Source organism: Bradyrhizobium sp. URHD0069 (assembly GCF_000701345.1).
GTDB lineage: Bacteria > Pseudomonadota > Alphaproteobacteria > Rhizobiales > Xanthobacteraceae > Bradyrhizobium.
In genome coordinates, this window is record NZ_JNIJ01000032.1 from 1 (window position 1) to 17,628 (window position 17,628).

Sequence of the window (17,628 nt, forward strand, 5' to 3'; positions counted from 1 at the left end):
GGCGCCATCAGCTTCACCTCATGGCCTAGCTTGCGTAACTTCCGCGCCCAGTCATGCGCTGCGCCGCACGCCTCCATTCCAATCACCGTCGGCGGCAGCTTGGCAAAAAACACCAACACCTCGTTGCGCCGAAGCCGCTTGCGCAACCCCGGCCGCTCCGCGGCATCGACCCCATGCAGCTGAAAAATATGCTTCGACGTATCCATTCCAATGCGGATAATCTGGTCCACGGACGGCTCCCTTGTCTGAGATTTGCAACAACCTCATTCTGGCACACTGATGCCGTAGGGGGCCGTCCACCCCATCAGCCGTGCCCTATCGGTAGGGCACTTGGTTAGATACCTTTCACAACAATCAGCGCCGGTAGCTGAGCTATGTCCCGCCAACTATCGTCGTCATTCCCCGCGCAGGCGGGGAATCCAGTAACCACCGAACTACCGTGGGGCGATGGCTCTGCCAGGCTGGACCTACAGTGATGACTGGATGCCCGCCTTCGCGGGCATGACGACAACACCCAACGCACGCGCAGTCGCAGGTCCCGTAATGGCGGCGTGGAAGCGGCTCTCGCTGGCATAGTCCGCAGCCGCGGTTGAAGCAGCAAAACTCACAACAAACGAGAGCGCGAGCAGAAACAGCCTCATCCTGCATCGCATCGCTATTGCTTTAATGGGCGCGGTGGATTCGCTTCACGGGACGTCGGGACACCGGTTTGGGATAGCGCACGACCGGCTCATGCATGGCTCGCGCGGCCCGCTGCTCCTGCAGTCTCGCGTCATATCCCGGCGACGGCGTCACGGTCGGCGGCGCGGCATTCGCAGGCGCGATCAAAGTCCTGCCGCCGAGCGCCGCAACAGCGGCAAAAGCAAAAGCCGCAAGCATTCGTCTCATGTCGTTCCTCCCGGCGGCCGCAGGTGCGCGGCCGTTTGATCCAGATTCGTCGTCGATCGCCGCCATTTCAAGGCATTCGACGCAACTTGCGACGTTACGGCCGGATCTGCTCCGGCGTCAGTCCGGGCGAGCCCTTGCCTGCCCCTTCCGCGCTCTTGATCAGCGTGACGACGCGGCGCGAGAGCGGGACCTGCAGCCCGTGCCGGTCGGCGATCTCGGTAATGACGCCTTGCAGATGGTCGATTTCGGTGCGACGGCCGCGCTGCAGGTCTTCCCACATCGATGAGCGGGCCTCGGGATCGATTTTCATCGTACTTCCGAGCAGCAGAGCGAATACAGTATCAGGCAGCCGCAGCAGATGCGGCGTCAAGCGTGCCGGCACCGGCGTCGACGACACCGGGTTGATGCCCTCCGCCTTGATCGCCGCGAGCCCCTCCGCCATCTGTTCGGCGAACAGCCTGCGCCATGCGCGCTGCATCAGTTGCCGGCGCAGCGGCAGATCGGCCAGCGCGTTGAGCGCGTTGTTGAGATTGACCAATAGCTTGCCCCATTGCACGCCGTCGATGTTGCGCGAGGGGCGCATTTTCAGGCCCGGCACCGAAAGCTGATCCGCTGTGGCGGCATCATCCTGCTCGATAACGATATCGCCCGAGGTGGCGCGATGAAATCGTCCGCCACCCAACGCGATCGCATTGAACGGCACCATTCCGGCGAGCACCCGCCGCCCCGGCAATCGTTGGCGCAACACGGCGATATTGCCGACGCCGTTCTGCAGACTGACGACGATGGCGTCCGCGGGAGCATGCTTTGCAATGGCCTCCGCGATCTCAGGCGTATCCGCGCTCTTTACGGTGACGAGTACCGTGCCGACATCGCCAAGTATCCGGGGGTCTTCGGACAGCGCCAGGTGCTGCGCCGCTATCCGTTGATCGAAGCCTTCAAAACTCGTCAGCCGCAGCCCGTTCTTTTCAATTTCCTGGATCACGCGCGGACGCGCCAGCAGTGCGACGCGGCGGCCGGCAACAGCATGCATGCCGCCGACAAAGCAGCCGATGCTGCCGGCGCCGGCTATGGCGATTGGCTTGTTCGAAATCATTCCGCCATTCCATCCAGTTACTTCGAGCTTCGATAGCAGACTTTCGCCTTCACTGCCTACCGAGGGGCGGTCGCGCCGTCGTTCGCGAAGGCCGCGCCTTGTAACGGTCATGGCCCACCCTTATCCTTTGCGCGGGGCAGGCACGCGCCAGGAGAGAACAATGGGTTTACTCGATGTACTCAACGGCATGCAGCAGGGCCCGCGCGGCCCGAGCGATCCTAACGCGCAGAGCAGCGGGGGAATGTCGCCGATCACCATGGCGATCCTTGCCCTGCTCGCCTACAAAGCGGTCAAACATCTCGGCGGCAGCCAACCGGGAGCAGCGCCGGCGCCATCTCCGGACAATACCGTCAATGCCGGCCTGCCCGGTGGAATGGACGCCGGAATGGGTGGAGGTCTTGGCGATCTCCTCAAGGGCGGATTGGGCGGCCTGCTCGCCGGCGGCGCCGCCGGAAGCGTGATCAGCGGCGGGCTCGGCGACTTGCTCAAGCAATTCCAGCAGAACGGCCAGGGCGATACCGCCGATTCATGGGTCGGCAAGGGCCCGAACAAGCAGATTTCGCCGAATGATCTCGGCCGCGCTTTGGGCGCCGATCAGATCGATGCAGTGGCATCGCAAACCGGCCTGTCGCACGACGAACTGCTCAACGGCCTCAGCCAATATTTGCCGGACGTGATCGATCGTCTGACCCCCGACGGACGACTGCCGACCAAAGACGAACTATAGGGCCGGATTTGAGTTCCGCCGATGTCGCGTCCCCGCGGCATCGGCACCCGCTTTTTGAGATTCTGTTTTTCAGAGGAGGACAGCAATGGGCGGCATTCTCTGGGTCATCATCGTCGGCTTCGTCGCGGGCATCATCGCGCGCGTGCTATCGCCGGGTCCCAACAGTCCCACCGGATTCATCCTGACCACGGTGCTCGGCATCGCCGGCGCATTTCTGGCGACCTTCATCGGCCAGGCCATCGGTCATTACGGTCCCGACCAGGGCGCCGGCTTCATCACCGCAACCATCGGCGCGTTGGTGGTGCTGTTCATCTGGAACCGTCTGGTGGCGAGCCGCGTGATTTCCGATCCGGGTAGTAGATAGAAGCGGCGCAAGTCTCACGTGATGACAAGTCTCATGTGATGAGATGCAGCCCGGCATCCATGCGCACCAGTTCGCCGGTCATGTTGCTTGATTGCGGCGTGGCGAGGAAACACACCAGCGCGGCGATATCATCAGCGGTTGAAGCGACCTTGAGCGGCACTTTCGCTACCACTGCATCGCGCACCTGCCTGGCGCCGGCCTCGCCGCGACCCTTGGTGAACCATGGCGTGTCGATATAGCCGGGACAGACGGTGTTGACGCGGATCAAGGGCGCCAGCGCGCGCGCCAGTGAAAAAGTGATGGTGTTAAGCGCGCCCTTGCTGGCGGCGTACGCAATCGAGGAGCCGACGCCGCTGATGCCGGCGACCGACGACACGTTGACGACCGCGGACGGCCGCCCTGCAGCCTTGGCGCCGGCTTCCAGCAGGCTTCGCGCCGCCCGCACCATCTGAAACGGGCCGATGGTATTGACGCCAAACAGCCGCTGAAAATCCTCCGCCGACAATCCATCCAGATTATCGTGCGGCATATGCTTGGTGATTCCGGCATTGTTGATCAGCGCATCGAGATGCCCCCACGGTTCGGCCGCCGCGACGATCCGCTTGCAATCCTCGTCGCGCGAGACGTCGCCCTGGACCACCACCACCTCGCCGCCCGCCGTGCGGCAAAGATCGGCAGTCTGTTCGGCTTCCTTCTGGCTGGAGGAATAGTTGACGACGATGCGTGCGCCGCCCTTGGCCAAAATCGCCGCGGTTGCAGCCCCGAGACCCGAGGCCGAGCCCGTTACAATCGCGCACAAACCATCCTTCGACATCCGCATTCCCTCATTTGATTATCAAGCACCGCCAGTGTCGCCCTCTTTAGCTAACTTCGGAATGCCTGCAAATCGGCAAAAACCGTTGCGCGGAATTAATCCCTTCATGCCGGCCTTGCAGGGGCGCTTGCGGACATCGGCGCTTGTCATCGCAGCGGCTTTTCCTCATCATGCCGTGCGAGAAAGATCGCACCCCATGCATGGACGAAATTGCGCAAGCAGGATGTGTGCGGAATCGCAAGACGGGGAATGCTGTGGCGGAGAGTGAGAACATTGTCGCCGAGACCGCGGAGAAGATCTTCACGGATCTCGCCGACGCGCAAACCATCAACCTCGACAAGAAAGGCAATTGGAAAGCGCTGCTGTGGCAGGCGCTGACGGAAGCCGGCCTGCCGCTGTCGTGGGTGCCTGAAGATTGCGGCGGCTCGGGCGCCAGCATGGCCGAGGGTTTCAGCGTATTGGGCGCGGCCGGGCGTTTCGCGATTGCGGTGCCGCTCGCCGAGACCATGCTGGCGGGATGGCTGCTGTCGCACGCAAAGATCGCCTCGCCCGAAGGCGCGATGACGGTCGCGCCGGCGACGCCGAAGGACCGCATCGCGATTGGCGCCGATGGTACCCTGTCCGGGCGCGCACGCGGCGTTCCCTTCGCCAAGGATTCAAAACATATTGCCGTGCTCGCGAGCGGTGCCAACGGTCTCTCGATAGCGCTGGTCGATACGGCCAACTGCCGGATCGAGGCCGGTCTCAATCTCGCCGGCGACGGCAGCGACACCGTGACGTTCAGCAATGTTGCGCCCGCCGCCATCAAGCCCGCGCCGAAGGACTTCGACCAGACACAGCTGATGCTGATGGGCGGGGTGGCGCGCAGCCTGCAGATCGCCGGCGCGCTGGAGGCGATGCTCGACATCAGCGTGCGCTACTCGAACGAGCGCGTCGCGTTCGAAAAGAAGATCTCGAAATTCCAGGCGGTGCAGCACAATCTGGCAAAGCTCGCCGGCGAGTCGGCGGCGGCGCTTACGGCCGCGACCTCGGCCGCCGATACCCTTGCCAACAGCACCTCGTTCGACGATGCCGTTTTCCTCGAAGCGGCGTCTGCGAAGATCCGCTGTTCGGAGGCCGCCGAAAAGGGCGCCGCGATCGCCCACCAGGTGCATGGCGCGATCGGCTTTACGATCGAGCACATCCTGCATCGCTATACCCTTCGCGCGCTGGCATGGCGCGACGATTTCGGCTCCGAGAGCTATTGGGCGGTCGAGCTCGGCAAAATGGTCGCCGCGCGCGGCGCCGACGAGCTATGGCCGCTCGTGGCCTCGCGCTGACATCCGGCAAAAATCTGCCCGCGCGAAAGTCGAGACCAAGAAATGACCGCAGCCCTCCGTTTCGATCCGATCCGCCTGCCGCCCGAATGCGAAAAGCTGCGCCAGGAAGTGCGCGCGTTCCTTGCCGAGGAAATCGCCGCAGGCACCTTCGATCCGCACAAGCCCAATCGCGAAGATGCCGACGCGCCGGAATTTTCCCGCCGGGTCGGCGAACGCGGCTGGCTCGGCATGACCTGGCCGAAAAAATATGGCGGCCACGAGCGCACATTCCTCGAGCGCTATGTGGTGACCGAGGAAATGCGCGTCGCCAACGCGCCGACGCGGCGCTTTTTCGTAGCCGACCGGCAAAGCGGCCCGGTGCTTTTGAAATATGCCCCCGAGCACATCAAGATGGATATCCTGCCGCGCATCTGCCGCGGCGAAGTCTGCTTCGCGATCGGCATGAGCGAGCCGAATTCCGGCTCCGATCTGTTCGCGGCCAAGACCAAGGCGACCAAAACCGACGGCGGCTGGCTGATCAACGGCTCCAAGATATGGACGTCGTCGGCACACATCGCCGACTACATGATCGCGATTTTCCGTACCTCGCCGCCCACCAAAGAGAACCGCCGCCACGGCCTGACCCAGTTTCTGGTCGACATGAAAACGCCGGGCATCAAGGTCAATCCGATCGGGCAGATCACCGGGCAATTCGAATTCAACGAGGTGGTGTTCACCGACGCCTTCATGCCCGACGATCATGTGCTGGGCGAAATCGACGGCGCCTGGAAGCAGGCCACCAGCGAACTCGCCTATGAGCGCAGCGGCCCGGAACGCTTCCTGGAAACCTACTACGTGCTGACCGAGTTGGTGCGCGCCGTCGGATCAAAGCCCGATACCCGCAGCGCCGAAGGCATCGGGCGTCTGGTCGCGCAGCTTCACACCATGCGGCGAATGTCGGTGTCGGTCGCGGGCATGCTGCAAGCGGGCAAAGAGCCCGTCGTGGAAGCCTCGATCGTCAAGGACATCGGCACGGTGTGGGAGCAGCAGCTGCCGCACCGGGTTCGCGATCTCGCCGCATTCGTCGATGCCGATGCGTCGAACCACGAAACGCTGGAAAATCAACTGTCGTTTGCCATCAAGACCGCGCCCAAGCTGACGATCCAGGGCGGCACCACCGAGGTACTGCGCGGCATCATCGCGCGCGGGCTTGGCTTGCGCTAGGAGCGGTGCGGACTGCGCCAACTCTTTACAATCGAGGGCTATACATGAGCAAGTTTACGGACATCGGCGTCGAAAAGGTCGGGCACGTCGGCATCATTGAAATCCGGCGGCCGCCGCTGAACTTCTTTGATATTTCCCTGATCAACCAGATCGCCGATGCGCTGGAAGAATTCGACAGCGATATCGAAGTCCGCGCATCGGTTCTCGCCGCGCAAGGCAAGGCGTTCTGCGCCGGGGCCAATTTCAGCGATCCGGCCCGGCAGGAGAAAGAGGCGCGCGAACAATCCGATCCCGCTGACAGCCTCGGCCAGATCAGCCATCTCTATATCCAGGCGGTACGGATCTTCCGCAACAAGAAGCCCATCGTCGCGGCCGTCCATGGCGCAGCCATCGGCGGCGGACTGGGGCTTGCCGTATCGGCGGATTTTCGCGTCACCTGCCCCGAGGCGCGGTTCGCCGCCAATTTTACAAAACTCGGCTTTCATCCGGGCTTCGGGCTGACGGTTACGCTTCCCGAGCTGGTGGGAAAAAACAACGCCGAGCTGATTTTCTACACCAGTCGCCGGCTGACCGGCGAGGAAGCCACCAAGATGGGCCTCGCCAATGTCTGCGTGCCGCAGGATCAGGTGCGCGCGGAGGCTATGAAGTTGGCGCAGGAAATTGCCGAGTGTTCGCCGCTCGGCCTGCTCTCGACCCGCGCCACCATGCGCGCCGGCCTTGCCGATCGCGTGATGGCCGCGACCACCCACGAGCTCGCCGAACAAACGCGCCTGCGCGCGACGGAAGACTTCAAGGAAGGCGTCAAGGCCACGGAAGAGCGCCGCGTCGCGAATTTCAAGGGGCGGTGAGGCGAGCCAATCGTTTTTACTCGTCGTCCCGGCGCACGCCGGGACCCATACGGCGCGGACTCAAGTTTCGGCACGGTGTCAGATACCTTCCTTCATCACCGACGCCAGGGGTTATGGGTCCCGGCGTTCGCCGGGACGACCGTGGAGAGGTTAGCGACTCTTCGGCACCACCAGCGCGTCGACGATGGTGACGCCTTGTCCTTCCGGATGCACCAGCACCGGATTGATCTCGATTTCCGAGATGTGGTCTCGATAGGCCGTCGCCAGCACGGACACTTGCGCAATCAATTGCGACAGCGCCGGAATGTCCGCCTTCGCGGCGCCCCGAAAGCCACCGAGCAGCGGCGCGGCCTTGAGCTCGGCCAGCATGGCGGAGGCCTCCGTCGCACTCACCGGCGCGGGCCGATAGATCACGTCTTTGAACAATTCGGTGGTGATGCCGCCGAGCCCGACCATGATCATCGGACCGAAAGTTGCATCCTGCATAGTGCCGATGATGATCTCGACGCCCTTTTTCGCCATCGGACTGACGAGGACGCCCTGAATGGCGGCATCGGGCCGATGCCGGCGCGCGCTCTCCAGCAGGGCGCCGTACGCCAGGAACACCTCGCCCTTGGTTGCAATGTTGACGCGCACGCCACCGACTTCGCTCTTGTGCGGGATATCGCGTGACTGGATTTTCATCGCAATCGGAAAGCCTGTGCGGGCGATCGCATCGTCCAGCGCGCTTTTTACCGTCACCAGCACCTCGTCGGCCAATGCAATGCCGGCCTCGCGCAGCAGCGCCTTGCTGTCGGCTTCGGAAAGCCTCGCGGATTTCAGATGCGCGGAGACATCGCACGGCGGGGCCGCCGACATCCCGGCCGGCGGCGCAAGCTTGAAGCTGGCGCGCTGAACCATCTGGCGCATGGCCACGCCGACATGGGTCAACCCCGACAGCACCACGGCGCCCGACGCCGCAAGCTCCTTGCGGGCGAAATCAGATGGCAGCGTGTAGGAGTAAAACACGACCGGCTTGTGCTGCGCGTCGATCACCGGTTTCAGTTCCGCCTGCTTGAACGGCATCCGCGTGTCGCTCGACAGCGACAGCACCACCAGAATGGCGTCGACGTCGTCCGAGACGGAGAGCAGGTCGATGCTCTTCTGCAACCCGCCGGAGTGCACGCCTTGCGCGGTGACATCGATCGGGTTGCGCGCCGTGCCATAGGACGGCAGCAGGGCGCGGATTTCCGCCTGGATCGTTTCAGACAATTCCGGCACCTGCAGACCCTGCATCGAGACGGTATCCGCGCCCCAGATGCCCGCGCCGCCCGACACTGTGAGCACGGCAACGCGATCCCCTTTGGGCATCGGGCTAGTCGTCAGGACAGCGGCGATGGTGACGGCCTCATCGAGATCGTTGGAGACAATAAAGCCGTATTTGGCGAACACCGCGTCATAGGCCGCAGACCAACCGGCCATGCTGGCGGTGTGCGAGGCCGCCGCGCGCTCGCCAGCGCCGGAGCGACCCACCTTGGTGACGATGACGGGCTTTCCGGTTTCCGCGGCGCGGCGGGCGGCGGCGAGAAATTTATCGACGTCGCGAATGCCCTCGATGAACAGCAGGATCACGTCGGTCGAGGAATCCTGCACCATGTAATCGAGGAACTCACCGGCGCCGAGATCGGATTCGTTGCCGGCGCTGACGACATAACTGAGCGCGATGCCGAGCGCTTTGGCGCGGTGATAGATCGCAAAGCCGATGCCGCCGCTTTGCGCGACAATGCCGATCCGCCGCCTGGTCGCGATCAGCCGCGGCGCCTCCGGCTTGATCTCCACGGTGGGGCTGAAGGTGGCGGCGACGCGCTGGACTTCGCTGTAAAATCCTTCCGCATTGGGCCCGGAAATCCGCATGCCGGTTTTCTTGGCCAGCGCCGCGATAGTGTCCTGCATCGCGGCGCTGTCGCCGCCCTCTTCGGCAAATCCCGACGAGATGATCACCGCGTTCTTGACGCCCGCCGCGGCGCATTGCTCGAGCGCGCCGAGCACCGTGCGCGCCGGAATGCAGACGATGGCGAGATCAATCGGCTGTCCGACATCGGCAATCGAGGGATAGCATTTCAGCCCGTCGATATCGCCGTAATTGGGATTGATCGGATAAATCCTGCCCGGAAATTCGTTCCTGCGCAGCATCGACAGCAGCCGGCCCGGGATCTTCTCCAGATCGCGCGATGCGCCGATCAGCGCAATGCTTTCGGGCGAAAAGAAACTGTCGAGCGGATGCGGCATTTGGGACGTCCTTTTATTCTTGCTTTGGTCCTTGAGAGATCGTCATTGCGAGCCACCGGGTCTCGCCTTCGGCGAGCCCGATGACAGGCTCCGCGAAGCAATCCATATCGCCGTGTAAAGGAAGGCCGCATAAAGGAACAATGGATTGCTTCGTCGCTTCGCTCCTCGCAATGACGACAAAACGAGCGCGAAAGTCACGTGGCAAGGCGGAAGGTAACGCCGCCGAGATCAAACGAATCGCCCGACACCGCATAGCCTCTTGCCCGTGCGGAATCGCGCACCGCCGGGATGTCGCCGACCCGAAACATCAGGCCGCTGATGATCTCGCTGGCGCCGCGGACAAAGCGGAAGTTGCAATTGGGCAGCGCCAGCTCGGGCTCACCGGTTTTGCTCTCCCTCAGGGCAATCCCGATGATCTTGCCCCAGTGTTCGGCAAGGGCCCGCGGCTGCGGACTTTGCATCTCCACGCCGATCAAGGCTTGCGTCACGTCGCTGCGGATCGATTGCTGCCAGTCCGGTCCAGCCGGCGGATACGGACCGAGAACCTCGTCGCTGCCGTCTGTGTGGTTGAATTCGATGAACGCGGCGCGGCAATCGCGCGGATGCAGCTGCACGCCATGATAGGGCGCGTGATCGATGACGTTCGCAACGCGCACGCCCATCTTCCTGGCATGCTCGCCGCGTTCGTCGGGATCGTCGCAGCAGAAAATCGCCATATAGCCGCCGCGGCCGCCGGTCTTGTTGAGAGAGCGCCCCGCCGCGGTGCCGGGCTGCAGCGGCGCGACCACTTCCAAAAAGATGGTATCGACCGGCAGCAGCGCGTTCTCCAGGCCATATTTCGCGACATTGCCGTCGCGATAGCAGACGTTCAGCCCCATGATCCCGGCGATATCTCCGACAACAGGCTCGAGATGCGGCGCCACCAGGCAGATTTGCCGCAATCTCATATAGCTAGCCATCTCAATGGCCTGAGAACACGGGCTTGCGCTTTTCGACGAAGGCCTTTGCGGCTTCCTTGTGGTCGGCGGTCTCACCTGAACGCGAGTGATGGATCGCTTCGGCGTCGAAACAGGCCTCCAGCGACATATGCTCGGCGTTGTTGATGTTGCGCTTGATGTAGCCGAGCGTCACCGAGGGCCCTTGCGCCAGCGACATCGCAAGCTCGTGCGCGGCTGCTTCGACCTCGGCGTCGGGAACGACCCGCGTCACCATGCCAAGCGCGAAGGCTTCCTGCGCCGTTAGCACCGGCGAGGTCAGATAAAGCTCGCGTGCTTTGGCGCTGCCGAGCAAATGGGTCAGGAAATAGGTGCCGCCGTAATCGCCGGACAAACCGACCTTGGCAAACGCAGTGGTAATCTTGGCAGACGCGGAGGCGATGCGGAGATCGCAGGCCAGCGCGATCGAAAGGCCGGCGCCGGCGGCCGCGCCATCGACCTGCGCCACCACAGGCTTCGGCATCTCGTGAAGAATGCGCGAGACTTCCATGCCGCGGCGAAGGTTGGCCATCCTGGCTTCGAACGGCAACGGCGCCAGCCCCTCCGCCATCGATCTCACATCACCGCCGACGCAGAACGTGCCGCCCGCGCCCTTGAGAAGGATGGCGCGGACCTCGTGGTCCTCAGCCGCGCGCCGCGCCGCCTCGACCAGACCCCGCGTCATGTCCGGATTGAGCGCATTGCGCCGATCGGGACGGTTCATGGTGATGGTGAGCAGTCCGCGATCGAGCTTTTGCAGGACCATATCGTTCATGGATTGTTGCCTTCGTTGTTATTCGTTTTTCGTTGCTGCGAGGAGCGAAGCAAGGAAGCAGTTGCGTCGTCATTCCGGGGCGATGCGAAGCATCGAACCCGGAATGACGGTTTCCTTGACTGCGCGCTCTCGCACACTCACGTCATTTCTTCACCAGCGGACAGCGTGACAATTCGAGCGACTGGAACGCCTCGTTGCCGGGGACGGTCGCGAGCAGCTTGTAATCGTCCCAGCGCCCCTTGGATTCCGACGGCTTCTTGACCTCGAACAGATACATATCGTGCACCATACGGCCGTCTTCGCGGATCCTGCCGTTCTTGGCGAAGAAGTCGTTGATCGGGGTCTCCTTCATGATCTTCATGACGGCCGCTGCGTCGGTGGTGCCTGCGGCTTTCACGGCTTTCAAATAATGCGTGACCGACGAATAGACCCCCGCCTGTGCCGAGGTTGGCACCCGCTTGACACGCTCCATGAAGCGCTTGGAGAAAGCACGGGTGTCGTCATTGAGATCCCAATAGAACGCTTCGGCGAGCAGCAGCCCCTGCGCGGTTTCGAGGCCGACGCTGTCGATATCGGTGACGAATGCGAGCAGCGGCGAGAGCTTCTGGCCGCTTTTGGTCAAGCCGAACTCGGCTGCCTGCTTGATCGCATTGATGGTGTCGCCGCCGGCATTGGCGAGCCCGATCACTTTGGCCTTCGAGCTTTGCGCCTGCAGCAAATAGGATGAAAAATCCGACGTGTTGAGCGGATGCCTGACGCTGCCCAGCACCTTGCCGCCGGACTTCACCACGACATTGGCGGTGTCCTTTTCCAGATCCTGTCCGAACGCGTAGTCGGCGGTAAGAAAGAACCAGGTGTCGAGGCCCTGCCTGACGGCTGCAAGACCGGTGACGTTGGCCTGTGCGAAAGTGTCGAACACATAATGCACGGTGTAGGGACCGCAAGCTTCGTTGCTCAGCCGGATCGATCCGGGACCGTTGAACATCATGATCTTGTTGCGCGCTTTCGCGATTTCGCCCGCGGCCAGCGCGGTTGCGGACGCCGCCACGTCGAAGATCATCTCGACGCCCTGATTGTCGAGCATGTCGCGGGCGATGTTGGCGGCAAGGTCAGCCTTGTTGAGATGATCGGCCGCGATGATCTCGACCTTGCGGCCCAGCACTTCGCCGCCGAAATCTTCGACCGCCATCTTCGCGGCGGTCTCGCTGCCCGGGCCGGTGATGTCGGCATAGAGACCGGACATGTCGAGGATGCCACCGAGCTTTAGCGGAGGCTTGCTTTGCGCAACGGCCGCGGAGGCTGCCAAAACCAGCACTGAAGCGAGAACACCGGACAGAACCCGTTTCATTAGAAACCTCCCTGCATGCCGCTGCTTTGCGCTTTATTTGCGTTGCCGCGATCATGCCGCAAGCGTCAGGCAGCGGCAAGCCGCGGCAGTTCTGCGGCGATTCTGCATCACGCGCATTTTCCGCAAAGCGGAATGATCAATGCCTGGACACGGCCGCGCGCGTTCCGTCCATCCTCGGACAGCAGCGAGCAATATCCCGGCGCCCATTGATCCTCTCGCGGCGCGCCAACGATCTTCACGGCGAGCGAGCAGATGAAGCCGTGCAGTTCATCGACGTCGGCGCGCCCGCGCACGCCAAAGCGAAGGTGGTGCAGACCGACGCTATCTTACTCGAAGGCGCGACCCTGCATGCCTGGGTGCCCGCGCGCCGATCACGACCGCCCTGCGTCCGCCGACGCAGCAATAAGTCGTGTCGGTGTCGATCACAGGTTTCATGCCGGAAACGGCAAAAGCTTGCGGTAGAACTCGCGGGAGGGTTCCAAACTCGATGCGATCAGAAAAAATATGCGCAAGCCGGGCGCAATGCCGGCAGCAAACTCCCGGCGGACAAATCGTATGCCTTCCGTCCGCCGCATTCAGCAAAAAACATGGAAGAATCTCGAAATTGGTGTTGCGCCGGAGACACGCCGCGTGAACAAATTTGTCGGCCCGATCGCGCCCTTGTTGCAGGTGCGAGCATGCGAGGGCTACGGTCCCGCCAACGCTGCGGGCCGGAGTGCCCTTGAGGAGGACCAATGAAGCCATCTGGCGGCTACAGGGAATTTGTCGGCGGGCTTTCCTTCCTGGGTCGGCCGTCGCGGCGTCGGCTGCAAGCGGCGGCTGTAGCGCTCCTGCTCCTGGTGCCTTCGATCGCTGCCGGTACGGCGAATGCGGCTCCCGCGTCGCGCCCATCGGAGGCCCACGTTTATCTTCTCCGCGGCGTGCTCAACATTTTTTCGTTAGGCCTGGATCAAATCGCGGCGAAGCTTGAACAGCAAGGCATTCCTGTCACTGTCGCCAACTTCGTCTCCTGGTCATCGCTGGCAGACCAGGCCGCGGCGGAATACAGGAGCGGGCGGGTGCGGACCATCATTCTGGTCGGGCATTCCTCCGGTGCGACGGCGCTGCCCGACATGGTCGCTCGCCTGGACCAGCTCGGCGCCCCCGTTACCTTGGCGATAGGCCTGGATTCGGTCTTTCGCACCAGCCTGCACGGCCGGGTTGGGCGCTATATAAACTTCTATATCGCCAATGGCGCCGGCACTCCGGTCGAGAAGACCAAGCAACTGCAGGGCACGCTGGAGAATGTCAACGTGCAGACAGTGCCTGGTGTCGGGCACATCTCGATCGACAAGAACGAGATCATCCAGCAGAAGGTGATCAGCGCCATCACCGCGGCAGCCTTTAGCCGCCCGAAAGCGGCTCCCGGGGCGCCGAAGCAGCAGCCGGCAGCAAGGGCGGCCAGGCAGCGTTCTAGCGGGACGAGCGCTGCCGCGGCCGTACGCAACTGATTCTCCTGCCGAGTGGCCCGGCCGGCGCCGGCGCGCCGCAAATTCCACCAATTCCTCCGCAATAAGGCGTCCTGGCGCAGTGATGTGCATTCGCGCGCTGGCGTCGTGGCCTGGCGTGCCTGTGCGTCGAAGGTGCAAGCGGAAAGCGCATGATCAATCCGATTCAGGCTGCAACCGTTGTGATCGGCGCGATGCTTTCCGCCTGCATCTTTTCGGCCGGCTTCGATCACGCGCTGGCGGCCCCGAACACCACGTCGAGGGAGGCCGCCGCTGCAACGGCCGCGCCTGTCGGAACGGTGGAGGCGACGCAGCCGCGGGGGCGCGTCTATCTGTTCCGTGGCGCGCTCGGTCCGATCTTTTCACGCGGGATGGACCGTCTGACCAAACGTCTCGAACAGGCCGGTATCAGGGCCGATGTCTACGAATTCACGATTTGTAGGCTTATTGCCGCGCAGGCTATTCGCGATTACCGCGACGACCCGGCTCCGATCATCCTGATCGGCCACTCGATGGGCGGGCTTTGTGCCCTGAAGTTCGCGGAGGTGCTCCAGGACGAGAACATCCCGGTAAACCTGGTTGTCACCGTCGATCCGGCTCACGTCAGCCCCAACGTGCCGCTCAACGTCGAGCGTTTTATCAACATTTTCCTGTCGAACAGCGTGTTGGGTGGCGGCGACGTGGTGGCGAAACAAGGTTATCAGGGCCACTACGCAAGCTTCGATCTTTCGGCGCACGAGGAAGTCACCCACATCAATATCGACAAGATGGATTCCATCCACGAACAATTGGTCACCGCGATTACGCAGATCGCGACGACACCCGCGAAGGCCGAAGGCGAGGCGGTACCGCTTCGCTATGTCGTTCCCCCCGACGCTCCGGTCGAGCTGTGGGACAGTGGCAAGCCGCTGTTCGCCCGTTCGGGCGATACGTTGCAAACGCTCGCGACGCTTAACCGCGTGCCGCTGTGGGCGCTCACCCAGATCAATCGTCTGTCGGACAGTGCACCGCTGACGGTTGGCCAACGCGTCATCGTTCCGCGCCGCCTCGAGCCGTTGCTCACGAGTTCCGCGCAGTCGCCGTCGAAGCGGTAAGGCGCAGGCGGCCCTACGGCGCTAGAGGGATGGGCGCTAGAGGGATGGCGGACTAAAGAGGGACTAATCTAGCGCGGTGGCAGGAACGGCACGAGCATCGGGACGCGGCGGCAATAGGTCCCGTATGCGTCCGCGCCGAGTTCGTCGGTGAGGAAACCTTCCTCCATGCGCGCCTTCTGCCACATGCCGAGCGAGATCAGCACCGCACCCAGCATTGCGGTCACGGTTCCAACCGCAACACCCGTTGCCAGCATTCCCGCGATCAGTCCTGTATAGATCGGGTGGCGTACAAGTCCGTATGGGCCGGTATCAATAACCCGATGGTCTTCCTTGCGCGTGATCGCGTTCGACCAAAAACGCCCGAGATGAATTCGCGCCCACCACGTGAACGAGATCCCGGCCAAGGTCAGCGCAGCAAGCACGTAGATACCAGCGTTGCCAAACTGCCAGAGCGGCTTCTCGCCCAAGACCTGCGCCGTCCAGGGCGTAAATAGCACCGCTCCCGCGAGAATAGGAATGCGGTAGGAACGCGAGTCCCAGGTCATCACGTGCTTTTGCGTTCGACCGGACCAGAACGACGCCACGACCCAGCTGATAAGCCACGCAATCCAGATGATGGCCAACAATTGGGTGGGCCACGTGGCGGTCCATCCACTCCAGACGACAGCTAGCAAATGACCGGGATCGTGAAGCATTCGCGGACAGTATTACGCAATTAGATCGAACGCCAGAGCCGTGGCTCGTCCTATACCGTCGAATAAGCCGGGCTCGGAGCGGAACTCAATCCATTGGCGCCGGCGCCAAGAAGGTAGGCAATGGCCTCCCGCAATGCGGGCTCAACGGCCCGGGGCGCGTAGCCCAGCTCGCGCTGCGCTTTTTCGGTCGATAACGCAGTTGCCCGCAACGCGATACGAACACCTTCGGCCGTACCGGAGGGAGGCCGGCGCGTCACGTGATCGGCGATCAACTCCAATATCGCGGCGGCCCCTTCCGCTAAACGGCCGGGAACCGGAATGAGCAGACCACGACGGCCGCTGACAGCGGCCACAAGCCGGAGAACGTCCTTCAGCGGGATGCTTTCGCCGCCGAGAATGTAGCGATGCCCAACCTGCCCGCGTTCCATGGCAAGGATCAGCCCGGCCGCGACATCGCGCACGTCGACGAGATTCAAGATGAAATCAACATACAATTTGAGACGCCCGCCGAGGAAGTGTTGGAGCATCGCCGTCGGTGGCGTGAGGTTGTGGTCGTTTGGCCCGATCGGCATGGTGGGACAGCCAACGACCACCGGAAAACCGTATGCCGCAGCTTGCATGGCGAGCCGGTCGGCAAGCATTTTCGAACGCGTATAGGGGCCCGGCATGCCGTCCGCTGGCAGCAGCGCATCGTCCGCAACTGCATCTTGCGACGGCGAGGCGCGGAAAAGAATCGATTCGGTCGAGCAGTGCAGGAACCGAGCAATGCCGCGCTTGCGCGCCGCAGCAATCACCACCTCTGTACCGCCGTAGTTGACGGCATGAAAATCATTCTTCCGCGGCATCCACATACCGGGCAGGCCGGCCAGGTGATAGACCTGATCGACGCCGTCCAGAGCATCATCCACCAGGACCGAATCCAGCACCGAACCTTTGACATAGTGCACTTCCGGCAAGGCGCAGACCGGCGGCTTGAGATCGAGAACCCGCACCTGTCGGTCTCGCGCGACGAGCTCCGAAACCAGGTGCTGTCCGATAAAGCCGCTGCCGCCCGTGACGAGTACCAGTGTCATGAGTGTGGGTGCACTTCGCCCTGGTGTTTCTCGGCGTATAGCGAAGCGCCGTGCGGCGCTGCTTGCGGAACTTGCTGGAGAATAACTGCAAGATCGTGCCGGAAGCCGAGCGCGATGAACAATTTCGCCATCACAAACATCGGTCCGAGCAGCAAATGGCTGGGATTGTCCCTCAACGCCGGCTGTCGACGTTCGAACACCTGGTGCCCGACAACTTGCGACACGATGCCGATGACAATCAACACGGCCGTGATCGACCACATAGCGGCAGCAGTCGAATGGTTCACGATCATCGCCGCGACGGAAAGCAACAAGACGCCGACACCGAGGATCGCGGCTCCAAGGGCTGCATCAAGCAGGAACCAGTAGATCAGAACCGGCAAGACCGCGATGGTCGCCGCGCTGGTTTGAATGCCAAATGCGCCGACCGGCCACGAGCTGAGTGGGAGAACCGCGGCCAGGAACAAAAATACGATGCCGAACACGTGCATCGCGCAATTCCAGGGATCACGGTGATACTCGACGTAATCCGCAAGCTGCCGCCGGAAATACGCGTTCATGCGGCGCTCGCTTCTGCTCTCGCTTGCGGCAACGCCGCAGAACCAGGAACAACAAAAATCAGACGCTCCCGCTTCATTGGCTAGCCCCCGTCAGA

At 62.7% G+C, this 17,628-nt stretch carries 19 protein-coding genes and 1 pseudogene; 7 read left to right on the top strand and 13 right to left on the bottom strand.

What is annotated here, in order from left to right; genetic code table 11:
* From N554_RS0119660 to N554_RS0119675, 4 genes and pseudogenes are all read right to left on the bottom strand, one after another.
* A pseudogene (locus tag N554_RS0119660) lies at window positions 1-230 on the bottom strand (IS110 family transposase); the annotation flags it as partial.
* Window positions 231-467: 237 nt separating this feature from the next.
* Window positions 468-641 (bottom strand): hypothetical protein, encoded by a 174-nt coding sequence (locus N554_RS36120; RefSeq protein ID WP_156042003.1) that lies wholly within the window; start codon window positions 639-641, stop codon window positions 468-470.
* Between the two features lie 22 nt (window positions 642-663).
* Window positions 664-888, bottom strand: a complete 225-nt coding sequence (locus N554_RS36125; protein WP_081851335.1) for a hypothetical protein — start codon at window positions 886-888, stop codon at window positions 664-666.
* Window positions 889-982: 94 nt separating this feature from the next.
* A complete protein-coding gene (locus tag N554_RS0119675; RefSeq protein WP_029585035.1) occupies window positions 983-1,984 on the bottom strand; it encodes a 2-dehydropantoate 2-reductase in 1,002 nt (333 codons plus the stop codon).
* A 160-nt stretch (window positions 1,985-2,144) separates the two neighbouring features.
* On the opposite strand from N554_RS0119675, the gene N554_RS0119680 reads away from it, so the two are divergent.
* Window positions 2,145-2,711 (top strand): YidB family protein, encoded by a 567-nt coding sequence (locus tag N554_RS0119680; protein ID WP_029585036.1) that lies wholly within the window; start codon window positions 2,145-2,147, stop codon window positions 2,709-2,711.
* Window positions 2,712-2,796: 85 nt separating this feature from the next.
* Window positions 2,797-3,075, top strand: coding sequence for a GlsB/YeaQ/YmgE family stress response membrane protein (locus N554_RS0119685; RefSeq protein ID WP_029585037.1), 279 nt, complete (start codon window positions 2,797-2,799; stop codon window positions 3,073-3,075).
* A gap of 31 nt (window positions 3,076-3,106) precedes the next feature.
* Here the strand turns inward: N554_RS0119685 and N554_RS0119690 are convergent, their stop codons facing one another.
* Together N554_RS0119690 and N554_RS42725 are read right to left on the bottom strand one after the other, a co-directional pair.
* On the bottom strand, window positions 3,107-3,889 hold the full coding sequence (locus tag N554_RS0119690; protein ID WP_029585038.1) for an SDR family NAD(P)-dependent oxidoreductase: 783 nt from the start codon (window positions 3,887-3,889) through the stop codon (window positions 3,107-3,109).
* A gap of 21 nt (window positions 3,890-3,910) precedes the next feature.
* Complete coding sequence (locus N554_RS42725) at window positions 3,911-4,039, bottom strand: hypothetical protein (RefSeq protein ID WP_256378746.1); 129 nt, start codon at window positions 4,037-4,039, stop codon at window positions 3,911-3,913.
* A 104-nt stretch (window positions 4,040-4,143) separates the two neighbouring features.
* Between N554_RS42725 and N554_RS0119695 the strand changes: the two genes are divergently transcribed.
* The 3 genes from N554_RS0119695 to N554_RS0119705 are packed head-to-tail and all read left to right on the top strand — an operon-like array spanning window position 4,144 to window position 7,259.
* Complete coding sequence (locus N554_RS0119695; RefSeq protein WP_029585039.1) at window positions 4,144-5,208, top strand: acyl-CoA dehydrogenase family protein; 1,065 nt, start codon at window positions 4,144-4,146, stop codon at window positions 5,206-5,208.
* A 42-nt stretch (window positions 5,209-5,250) separates the two neighbouring features.
* The gene (locus tag N554_RS0119700) at window positions 5,251-6,411 is read left to right on the top strand and encodes an acyl-CoA dehydrogenase family protein (protein WP_029585040.1); all 1,161 of its coding nucleotides are present in this window, start codon (window positions 5,251-5,253) and stop codon (window positions 6,409-6,411) included.
* 44 nt (window positions 6,412-6,455) lie between these two features.
* Entirely contained in the window at window positions 6,456-7,259 is an 804-nt protein-coding gene (locus N554_RS0119705; RefSeq protein WP_029585041.1) for an enoyl-CoA hydratase/isomerase family protein, read from the top strand.
* Window positions 7,260-7,409: 150 nt separating this feature from the next.
* Here the strand turns inward: N554_RS0119705 and N554_RS0119710 are convergent, their stop codons facing one another.
* From N554_RS0119710 to N554_RS0119725, 4 genes are all read right to left on the bottom strand, one after another.
* Window positions 7,410-9,527: an acetate--CoA ligase family protein gene (locus N554_RS0119710; RefSeq protein ID WP_029585042.1), complete on the bottom strand. Its 2,118-nt coding sequence runs from the start codon at window positions 9,525-9,527 to the stop codon at window positions 7,410-7,412.
* A gap of 194 nt (window positions 9,528-9,721) precedes the next feature.
* Entirely contained in the window at window positions 9,722-10,486 is a 765-nt protein-coding gene (locus N554_RS0119715; protein ID WP_029585043.1) for a VOC family protein, read from the bottom strand.
* 1 nt (window position 10,487) lies between these two features.
* The gene (locus N554_RS0119720) at window positions 10,488-11,276 is read right to left on the bottom strand and encodes an enoyl-CoA hydratase (RefSeq protein WP_029585044.1); all 789 of its coding nucleotides are present in this window, start codon (window positions 11,274-11,276) and stop codon (window positions 10,488-10,490) included.
* Window positions 11,277-11,418: 142 nt separating this feature from the next.
* A complete protein-coding gene (locus tag N554_RS0119725) occupies window positions 11,419-12,624 on the bottom strand; it encodes an ABC transporter substrate-binding protein (protein WP_029585045.1) in 1,206 nt (401 codons plus the stop codon).
* Window positions 12,625-13,358: 734 nt separating this feature from the next.
* Here N554_RS0119725 and N554_RS0119740 point away from each other — a divergent pair.
* Complete coding sequence (locus N554_RS0119740) at window positions 13,359-14,114, top strand: hypothetical protein (protein WP_029585048.1); 756 nt, start codon at window positions 13,359-13,361, stop codon at window positions 14,112-14,114.
* 179 nt (window positions 14,115-14,293) lie between these two features.
* Window positions 14,294-15,205 carry a LysM peptidoglycan-binding domain-containing protein gene (locus N554_RS0119750; protein WP_245283654.1) on the top strand — a complete coding sequence of 304 codons (912 nt, stop codon included), beginning with the start codon at window positions 14,294-14,296 and terminating at the stop codon, window positions 15,203-15,205.
* Between the two features lie 68 nt (window positions 15,206-15,273).
* Here N554_RS0119750 and N554_RS0119755 read toward each other — a convergent pair whose 3' ends face one another.
* The 3 genes from N554_RS0119755 to N554_RS0119765 are packed head-to-tail and all read right to left on the bottom strand — an operon-like array spanning window position 15,274 to window position 17,533.
* Window positions 15,274-15,900, bottom strand: coding sequence for a methyltransferase family protein (locus N554_RS0119755; RefSeq protein WP_029585050.1), 627 nt, complete (start codon window positions 15,898-15,900; stop codon window positions 15,274-15,276).
* Between the two features lie 50 nt (window positions 15,901-15,950).
* The gene (locus N554_RS0119760) at window positions 15,951-16,973 is read right to left on the bottom strand and encodes an NAD-dependent epimerase/dehydratase family protein (protein WP_051677591.1); all 1,023 of its coding nucleotides are present in this window, start codon (window positions 16,971-16,973) and stop codon (window positions 15,951-15,953) included.
* Window positions 16,970-17,533, bottom strand: coding sequence for an Mpo1 family 2-hydroxy fatty acid dioxygenase (locus tag N554_RS0119765; protein WP_029585052.1), 564 nt, complete (start codon window positions 17,531-17,533; stop codon window positions 16,970-16,972). Before N554_RS0119765 ends, N554_RS0119760 begins: the two co-directional genes overlap by 4 nt.
* Between the last annotated feature and the right edge of the window lie 95 nt (window positions 17,534-17,628).

Bases quoted from the DNA above. Each gene is read 5' to 3' on its own strand.
- N554_RS36120 (WP_156042003.1), bottom strand. From the start codon at position 641: ATGAGGCTGTTTCTGCTCGCGCTCTCGTTTGTTGTGAGTTTTGCTGCT.
- N554_RS36125 (WP_081851335.1), bottom strand. From the start codon at position 888: ATGAGACGAATGCTTGCGGCTTTTGCTTTTGCCGCTGTTGCGGCGCTC.
- N554_RS0119675 (WP_029585035.1), bottom strand. From the start codon at position 1,984: ATGATTTCGAACAAGCCAATCGCCATAGCCGGCGCCGGCAGCATCGGC.
- N554_RS0119680 (WP_029585036.1), top strand. From the start codon at position 2,145: ATGGGTTTACTCGATGTACTCAACGGCATGCAGCAGGGCCCGCGCGGC.
- N554_RS0119685 (WP_029585037.1), top strand. From the start codon at position 2,797: ATGGGCGGCATTCTCTGGGTCATCATCGTCGGCTTCGTCGCGGGCATC.
- N554_RS0119690 (WP_029585038.1), bottom strand. From the start codon at position 3,889: ATGTCGAAGGATGGTTTGTGCGCGATTGTAACGGGCTCGGCCTCGGGT.
- N554_RS42725 (WP_256378746.1), bottom strand. From the start codon at position 4,039: ATGACAAGCGCCGATGTCCGCAAGCGCCCCTGCAAGGCCGGCATGAAG.
- N554_RS0119700 (WP_029585040.1), top strand. From the start codon at position 5,251: ATGACCGCAGCCCTCCGTTTCGATCCGATCCGCCTGCCGCCCGAATGC.
- N554_RS0119705 (WP_029585041.1), top strand. From the start codon at position 6,456: ATGAGCAAGTTTACGGACATCGGCGTCGAAAAGGTCGGGCACGTCGGC.
- N554_RS0119710 (WP_029585042.1), bottom strand. From the start codon at position 9,527: ATGCCGCATCCGCTCGACAGTTTCTTTTCGCCCGAAAGCATTGCGCTG.
- N554_RS0119715 (WP_029585043.1), bottom strand. From the start codon at position 10,486: ATGGCTAGCTATATGAGATTGCGGCAAATCTGCCTGGTGGCGCCGCAT.
- N554_RS0119720 (WP_029585044.1), bottom strand. From the start codon at position 11,276: ATGAACGATATGGTCCTGCAAAAGCTCGATCGCGGACTGCTCACCATC.
- N554_RS0119725 (WP_029585045.1), bottom strand. From the start codon at position 12,624: ATGAAACGGGTTCTGTCCGGTGTTCTCGCTTCAGTGCTGGTTTTGGCA.
- N554_RS0119740 (WP_029585048.1), top strand. From the start codon at position 13,359: ATGAAGCCATCTGGCGGCTACAGGGAATTTGTCGGCGGGCTTTCCTTC.
- N554_RS0119755 (WP_029585050.1), bottom strand. From the start codon at position 15,900: ATGCTTCACGATCCCGGTCATTTGCTAGCTGTCGTCTGGAGTGGATGG.
- N554_RS0119760 (WP_051677591.1), bottom strand. From the start codon at position 16,973: ATGACACTGGTACTCGTCACGGGCGGCAGCGGCTTTATCGGACAGCAC.
- N554_RS0119765 (WP_029585052.1), bottom strand. From the start codon at position 17,533: ATGAACGCGTATTTCCGGCGGCAGCTTGCGGATTACGTCGAGTATCAC.